Genomic DNA, 7,115 nt, shown 5'->3' with positions numbered 1-7,115 from the left:
CCGGCGCTGCGGTTGCGCGGCCGGGCGGGGATTTCCTCGGAGCGAAGTTCTAGCAAAAGATCAGGCATCAGAGTTTCTCCACCCGCATGCCTTCTCCCTGATTGCGCGTCCTCGCGCCTCCGGCGCTGCGGTTGCGCGGCCGGGCGGGGATTTCCTCGGAGCGAAGTTCTAGCAAAAGATCAGGCATCAGAGTTTCTCCACCCGCATGCCTTCTTCCTGATTGCGCGTCCTCGCGCCTCCGGCGCTGCGGACGCGCGGCTGGGCGGGGATTTCCTCGGAGCGAAGTTCTAAGAGCAGGTCTGGCATGGTTAAGCTCCCACTCTCCCCTTGATGGGGAGGGTCGGCGCGTAGCGCCGGGGTGGGGTGGCGACCTCTCAGCCGCCGATACCTTCGGCACCATCGCGCAAACGCAGGTGTGATTTTCGTTCTTCCACCGCCGCATAGATCGTATCGAGCACGGAATCCAGTTCGTTTTTGATTTCATGGTTCCAGAAGCGAATGACGCGGTAGCCTTGGCTCTCGAACCATTTCGTTCGACGCTCGTCATGGCGCAGCTGGTCATCGAAGCTGTGATGGGCACCGTCCACCTCAATGATCAGCTTCAGCCGGTGGGAGATGAAATCAGGGAAGTAAACGCCTACCGACGCCTGCCTGCGAAAATGAGTGCCTTCTACTGGAATGCGCCACAGATGCCGCCACAGGATGCGTTCCTCGTCGGTCATCGCCGCGCGAAGCCTTTGCGCAGACTGCAGCTTGAATCGATCGAGTTTTGGCATGGAACGTCGCGCTGTCACCCCCACCCCCCGCTTCGCGGCGACCTCCCCCATCTAGGGGGAGGTAAGAGGGCATGGCAACTCGGCTGACCGCTGTTTCCAGGAATTTTGACCCCCCCTGTCGGGCCGCAACCAGCCCGCCCGTCCTTTGATCAAAGATTTCCATGAACCAAACGCAGCGCTGAAGCGACCAACGCTCAGGCAGGGACCTATTGGCTGAACGACCATGAAAACGGCATCGAGACTTCTCCAGATCATCGCGCTCAGCGCCTGTTTCGCCGCGCAGGTGCATGGCGCCTTCTCGATGCCGGGCGTACGGCAGGCTATGCGGACCATGGCGGGGTCGACTGGCCCGATGTTGGCCCCAATCAACATTTCCCTCGAAATGATGAAGTGAGCCTCAGGCGGCGAGCCCGCCGGCCTGGGTCTGCAAAAATGCCTCGCCGCAGGCTTTCGCCAGATTGCGCACCCGCAGGATGTAGCTCTGCCGCTCGGTCACCGAAATCACGCCGCGCGCGTCGAGCAGGTTGAAGACGTGGCTGGCCTTGATGCACTGGTCATAGGCCGGGAAGACCATGCGGTGCATCGGCAGATTGTCGTTCGAAGCCGGGGCGCCGGCCGCGAGCAGCGCCTTGCATTCGGCTTCGGCGTCCTCGAAATGCCTGAGCAGCATGGCGGTGTTGGCATATTCGAAATTGTGCCTGGAATATTCCTGCTCGGCCTGCAGGAAGACATCGCCATAGGTGACTTTTTCGGCGCCTTCTCGGCCATTGAAGTTGAGGTCGTAGACATTGTCGACGCCCTGCACATACATGGCCAGCCGCTCCAGGCCGTAGGTCAGTTCTCCCGCCACCGGCGCGCATTCGATGCCGCAGACCTGCTGGAAATAGGTGAACTGCGACACTTCCATGCCGTCGCACCAGCACTCCCAGCCGAGCCCCCAGGCGCCAAGCGTCGGGCTTGCCCAGTCGTCCTCGACGAAGCGAATGTCGTGCAGCAACGGATCGACGCCGATCGCCTTGAGCGAGCCGAGATAGAGCTCCTGCAGGTTCGGCGGGTTGGGCTTCAGGATCACCTGGTACTGGTAATAATGCTGCAGCCGGTTGGGGTTTTCGCCGTAGCGGCCGTCCTTGGGCCGGCGCGAGGGCTGGACATAGGCGGCGTTCCAGCCCTTGGGCCCGAGCGCGCGCAGCGTGGTGGCCGGATGGAAGGTGCCGGCGCCGACTTCCATGTCGTAAGGCTGCAGGATGACGCAGCCATAGGCGGCCCAGTAATTGTGCAGGGTCAGGATCAGCCCCTGGAACGAGCGGCTGGGATGTATATGGGCTGGACTGTCTGACGTCACGGCGGCCTCGGAAAGCGCTGAAATGATGCCATTCCCTAGTTGCCGGGCCGGCTAGCGTCAAGGCAGCGCCTATCGCCGCCTTGATGAGAGGTTGAACGCTTTGCTTCGGACTGGCCCATTGCCGGACGGTGCCGGTGGCCGTTTGCTCGCCCAGCTTCAACGACAGAGGTTCAGCCATGCAAGGCCAGCTCACCGTACGCCCCGTCACCCGAGAGGATTACGAGCAATGGCTGCCGCTGTGGGACGGCTACAATGCGTTTTACGGCCGCTCGGGGGAGACCGCCCTGCCCGGTGACATCACTGCAATGACATGGTCGCGCTTCTTCGATGCCTATGAGCCTATGCATGCGCTGGTCGCGGAGAGCGAAGGCAAGCTTCTCGGTCTTGTCCACTATCTCTATCACCGCACCACGACGGCGATTTCGCCGAACTGCTATCTGCAGGACCTCTTCACCAATGAGGCGTCGCGCGGCAAGGGCGTCGGCCGGGCACTGATCGAAGACGTCTATACCAGGGCGCAAACCGCAGGCTCCAGCCGCGTCTACTGGCTGACACACGAAACCAACCACACGGCGATGAAGCTCTACGACAAGATCGGCGATCTCTCGGGCTTCGTCGTCTACCGAAAGCTGTTCTAGAATGAGCGCCAACGCTGGGTCTGCGCCGCGTCGCTTCGCTCCTTGCTCCGCCATAGAATGACGATCGCGATAGGGCGTCTCTATCTCTTTGTTCTGTCGCAATTCCGAACGGAAAACCGCGCACACTTTTCCTGGAATTGCTCTAAGACGCCAAGCCGAAACAAAAACGGGGCTCAGCGAGCCCCGTTTCATCAGAAGTATGGCCCGATCACCCTTTCGGCGCTGGCGGGGTGGCCGGCTTGACTTTCGGGGTTTCCTGCGCCGTGTTGGATTCGATCGGCGGCAGGCCCTTCATCAGCTTCTGCTGCAAAATGGCAAGCACATCGGGATCCGGCTTCAGGTCGCGCGCCTGGTTCCACTGGAAAGTGGCTTCGAGCTTGCGGCCGACGCGCCAATAGGCATCGCCGAGATGGTCGTTGAGCACCGGATCTTCCGGCTTGAGCGACACGGCGCGCTCCATTTCGCGCACGGCGTCGTCGAACCGGCCCATGCGGAAATAGGCCCAGCCCAGCGAATCGACGATGTAGCCGTCGCTCGGCCTGAGGTCGACGGCCTTCTGGATCATCGCCAGGCCTTCCTTGAGGTTCATGTTCATGTCGACCCAGGAATAGCCGAGATAGTTCAGCACCTGCGGCTGGTCGGGGAACAGTTCCAGCGCCTTGAGGAAGTTCGGTTCGGCCTTGGGCCATTCCTTCAGCCGCTCATAGGCGATGCCGCGCTGATAGTAGATGTTCCAGTTGGCATTGGTCGGCGTCTTCAGCACCGCGACCGCCTTGTCGTAGAGAGTGGCGGCGGAGCGGAAATCCTCCTTCGAGGCATAGACCCCGCCCAGCGCCAGATAGGCGCGCATGTCATCGGGGTGAGCTTCGACGAATGCCTTGAGATGGGCGATCGCCTCGTCGTGACGGTTGAGATCGGCAAGGTTGAGGCCGAGCTGCAGGTCGGAAAGCTCCTTCAGCGGCGAGGAGGCTGGAATGCGGCTATAGAGCGCAATGGCGCCTTCGCCGTCCTTCAGCTGCTCCGCAACGGCGGCAAGCTGCACCAAAGCGGCGTCGCTGTCTGGCTTGAGCGCGAGCGCATATTGCAGATAGAGGCGCACGAACGGCTCGCCGCCGCCGCGATTGAGCGCGATGGCGAGGTCGAGCAGGATTTCAGCGGCGCCTTCGGAGGGACTGGCGACGAAGGGCTCGATCTTGTCGCCCTTGCTGATCCTGTCGCGAAGCGCCTGGATGTCGAGCTTGCCGGGCGCGAACGCCTCGGCCTTGTCGAGCACGTAGAGCGCCTTGTTCTTGTTGCCCTTGCGCGCCAGGAAAGACGCGTAGGCCTGGGCGTTGCGCATCCATGTCTCGGGCGCGGCACCGCCGGCCGTGACGTCGGTCAGGGTCGCGTCATAAAGCGCGTCGGCCTTGTCCGATAGGCCTGCGGCATCGGCGATCAGCGCGCGGTGGAAGGACTTGAACAGGCCGAACCAGTCAGGCCCCTGCAGTTTGTCGATCGAGGCCATCGCCCCGGTGGGGTCGCCGGCGCCCTCTTGTGCCCAGCCGGACATGACGCCGGAAATCAGTCGGTCGAGATCGGATTCGAGCGACAGCTTGAGCCAGTACTGCGCCTTGGTGAAATCCTTCTTGTGGAAGGAATCGACCGCCAGAGCCAGACGCGAGAAGCGCTCGACGTCGGGAACTCCCTTGAGCTTGTCGGCATAGACCAGCGATTCCTCGAAGCGGCCTTGCGCGATCAGCGACAGCATCAGGCTTTGCTGCAGTGAGGTGTCGCCGGGATTGAAGGCGAGCGCCTGCTTGTAATAAGCGATGGCATTGTCGAGGTCGTTGTCGCCTTCGGCGATGCGGGCGGCGAGATAGGCGCCCGAGAAGGAGGTGATCTTGACCGGGTCGGTCGATTCCTTGGCGTAGGCAGGCAGCGGAGAAATCGCCATCCCTGCCACAATTGCCAGCCCCGCGAGCCAGCGCGCACGTCCTTGCCGCATCGTATCCCTTTCAGCCAAGCGCCATCCCGCGTCGGCGCGGAGAAGCCATAGACTCGATGTTTCCTGACAAAGCATGGCCTTTTTGGGGTCAGGCTGCAATCCGGGCCGAATTCACAATCGGGTCACCCGATTAACAAACCATGGCGACGCAGACACTGTCGGTTCCGACAATAGCAGATCGGGGTTGGGAGCTACAGCCTGACATCGCGATATCCGCCTGCCGCTATCGTGCTGCACAGGCCGGCCCACTCGCAACCCTGGCAGGCCTCACGCGTCACGCCGGCTGAAAAGGCCGCGCGCGAGGCGGCAAGCGTTGCCGCGTCGAGGCTGAGACGGACGCCGGCCTCGATCGGCCGGGCCAGCAGCTTGCCGACATCGCGTGCTGCCAGCTCGTCCCGGCCTACGGCGCTTTCGCGCAAGCAGTGGGGCTCGGCCTCGCCGAGCAGCGGCCGGCAGATGTCGTCGGGGCCGGAGACGATCAGAATATCCTCGCCCCGGCCCAGACGTTTCGCGATCACGTCATAGTTGGCGACGAAGGCTGCGCTGTACCCTTCGCCGATATAGGTCAGCAGGCAAAGCAGATGGTGGGAGCGCAGCCGGACGGTCATCGGTCAGGACGCACCAGCGGAGCCTGTTCCATCCCGATGGTATCGGGATGGGGCTCCATTTTTTTGTTTGAGCATGATCTCTTCCGAAAACCGGACTCTACTTTCGGGATCATGCTCCTGCCGGGTCCGCCTTGTTGCTCCAAAACAGCTTGAGCGTCGCGGCGCCGAGCGCCGATTTCAGCAGGCCGCCGACGAGGAATGGCAGGAAACCGAAAGCGATGGCCTGTTCGAGGCCGATCATGACGGCGAGCCAGGCCGTGCCGAGAACCAGGCAGGCGAGGTTGCCGAGGACCATGCCGGCGAAGGCGAGCAGCACGCGGTTGCCGTTCCAGCCGCGCTCGGCCAGCCAGCCGACAAGCGCGCCGACGAGCGGGAAGGCGAAGAGATAACCGCCCGTTGCCCCGACGAAATACGACGCGCCCGCTGCCCCTCCGGACAGGACAGGAAAGCCCACGGCGCCCTCGGCGAGCCAGGCGATGATGGTCATGGCGCCAAGCCGCCAGCCATAAAGTGCGCCGACCAGCGTCACGGCGAAGGTCTGCATGGTGACCGGCACCGGCACCATCGGCACCTCGATCTGGGACAACAGCGCCAGAAACAGCGTACCGAGGACGACGGCCGCGGCCTGCCAGCTATGCGAGCGGGTTTGCAGGCGCAACGGGCTGAAGGACGGCTTGGACGGCGAAAAGGCGATGTCGGTCATGGTTGCTTCCTAGCTGGTTTGAAATTATAGATAATTTTGTTGTTCGATCTATTATCGAATCCATATTTGCGCGGGAATGGCAACCCTCACCCTAAAAAGGCTTGGGCTTGCGTGTCGAATAAAGGACATTTGGAAAGGCTGGCGGGACAGCACCCCCCTCTGGCCTGCCGGCCATCTCCCCCGCAAGTGGGGAGATCGGATGTCGCCTTTGCTTTCGCCAATGGCCGACGTTGCAGGACTAACGCAACGGCAAAGCTGTTGATCTCCCCGCTTGCGGGGGAGATGTCCGGCAGGACAGAGGGGGTGTGAAGGATCGCTACGCGCGGAATCCGACGACTTGTCCCTTCGTCCCTACCCGACGATGGCAAACGCTTCGCGCATCTTGCCCGACGCGGTCTTGACTGGTTTCTGGCCGATCCACTGCACGTGCCGGCCAAGCGTGGCGGCGGCCGATTCGGTGTTGCCTTGCCGCAGCGCGCTGAGGATCGCGCGATGATCCTGGTCGGTGCGGATTTCCCATTCCGAGCGCCAGGCGGCGAACAGGAAGCGGGCGCTTGCTGCGTGCAAATCGTCGATGGTGGCGATGAGCCGCGGCATGCCGCAGGGCGCCAGGATCAGCCGGTGGAAGGTGCGGTTGGCCTCCTCCCAAGAGCGGACATCGCGGGATTTGTCGCCGGCCTTTGTGGCTTCTTCGGCAAGGTTGAGAATGGAAGCCGTCAGATGCGGCGCGGCATGGCGCAGCGCCAGCACTTCGAGGGCTGCCCGCATTTCGGCGACTTCCCTTACCTCGCCGAGATCGAAAGCGGCGACGCGCACGCCCCGCCTGGGCTCACTGACCGCCAGCCCTTGCGCCTCCAGGCGCCGGAAGGCTTCGCGCACCGGGACATGGCTGGTCTGGAATTCCTCGGCGATGTGATCCTGCCGCAGCCGGGCGCCGGGTTCGATCGCGCCCGATATGATGCGATCCGCCAGCACCTTGCTGATGCGCACGGCGATGGTGTCGTCTGCGGTCTTTGCCATGTTTTATAGATAATTTGCACTGCTGCCGATTGTCGAGCGGTGAT

7 protein-coding genes are annotated in these 7,115 nt (G+C 62.7%); 1 reads left to right on the top strand and 6 read right to left on the bottom strand.

What is annotated here, in order from left to right; translation table 11 throughout:
* Positions 1 to 374: 374 nt before the first annotated feature.
* Positions 375 to 776 carry an endonuclease domain-containing protein gene (locus NKJ58_RS21985; protein WP_023692101.1) on the bottom strand — a complete coding sequence of 134 codons (402 nt, stop codon included), beginning with the start codon at positions 774 to 776 and terminating at the stop codon, positions 375 to 377.
* 397 nt (positions 777 to 1,173) lie between these two features.
* On the bottom strand, positions 1,174 to 2,118 hold the full coding sequence (locus tag NKJ58_RS21980) for a glycine--tRNA ligase subunit alpha (protein ID WP_023684365.1): 945 nt from the start codon (positions 2,116 to 2,118) through the stop codon (positions 1,174 to 1,176).
* Positions 2,119 to 2,294: 176 nt separating this feature from the next.
* On the opposite strand from NKJ58_RS21980, the gene NKJ58_RS21975 reads away from it, so the two are divergent.
* A complete protein-coding gene (locus tag NKJ58_RS21975; protein ID WP_023684366.1) occupies positions 2,295 to 2,756 on the top strand; it encodes a GNAT family N-acetyltransferase in 462 nt (153 codons plus the stop codon).
* Positions 2,757 to 2,964: 208 nt separating this feature from the next.
* Here the strand turns inward: NKJ58_RS21975 and NKJ58_RS21970 are convergent, their stop codons facing one another.
* From NKJ58_RS21970 to NKJ58_RS21955, 4 genes are all read right to left on the bottom strand, one after another.
* Positions 2,965 to 4,740 (bottom strand): tetratricopeptide repeat protein, encoded by a 1,776-nt coding sequence (locus tag NKJ58_RS21970; RefSeq protein WP_023828033.1) that lies wholly within the window; start codon positions 4,738 to 4,740, stop codon positions 2,965 to 2,967.
* 191 nt (positions 4,741 to 4,931) lie between these two features.
* Positions 4,932 to 5,348, bottom strand: coding sequence for a DUF1284 domain-containing protein (locus NKJ58_RS21965; RefSeq protein WP_352462046.1), 417 nt, complete (start codon positions 5,346 to 5,348; stop codon positions 4,932 to 4,934).
* 109 nt (positions 5,349 to 5,457) lie between these two features.
* On the bottom strand, positions 5,458 to 6,051 hold the full coding sequence (locus tag NKJ58_RS21960; RefSeq protein ID WP_023826012.1) for a biotin transporter BioY: 594 nt from the start codon (positions 6,049 to 6,051) through the stop codon (positions 5,458 to 5,460).
* A 351-nt stretch (positions 6,052 to 6,402) separates the two neighbouring features.
* The gene (locus NKJ58_RS21955; RefSeq protein ID WP_023687112.1) at positions 6,403 to 7,071 is read right to left on the bottom strand and encodes a GntR family transcriptional regulator; all 669 of its coding nucleotides are present in this window, start codon (positions 7,069 to 7,071) and stop codon (positions 6,403 to 6,405) included.
* Positions 7,072 to 7,115 lie beyond the last annotated feature (44 nt).

Source organism: Mesorhizobium sp. M0139, assembly GCF_040322455.1.
Classification (GTDB): Bacteria; Pseudomonadota; Alphaproteobacteria; order Rhizobiales; family Rhizobiaceae; genus Mesorhizobium.
This window is presented reverse-complemented; position numbering and strand designations above follow the sequence as displayed.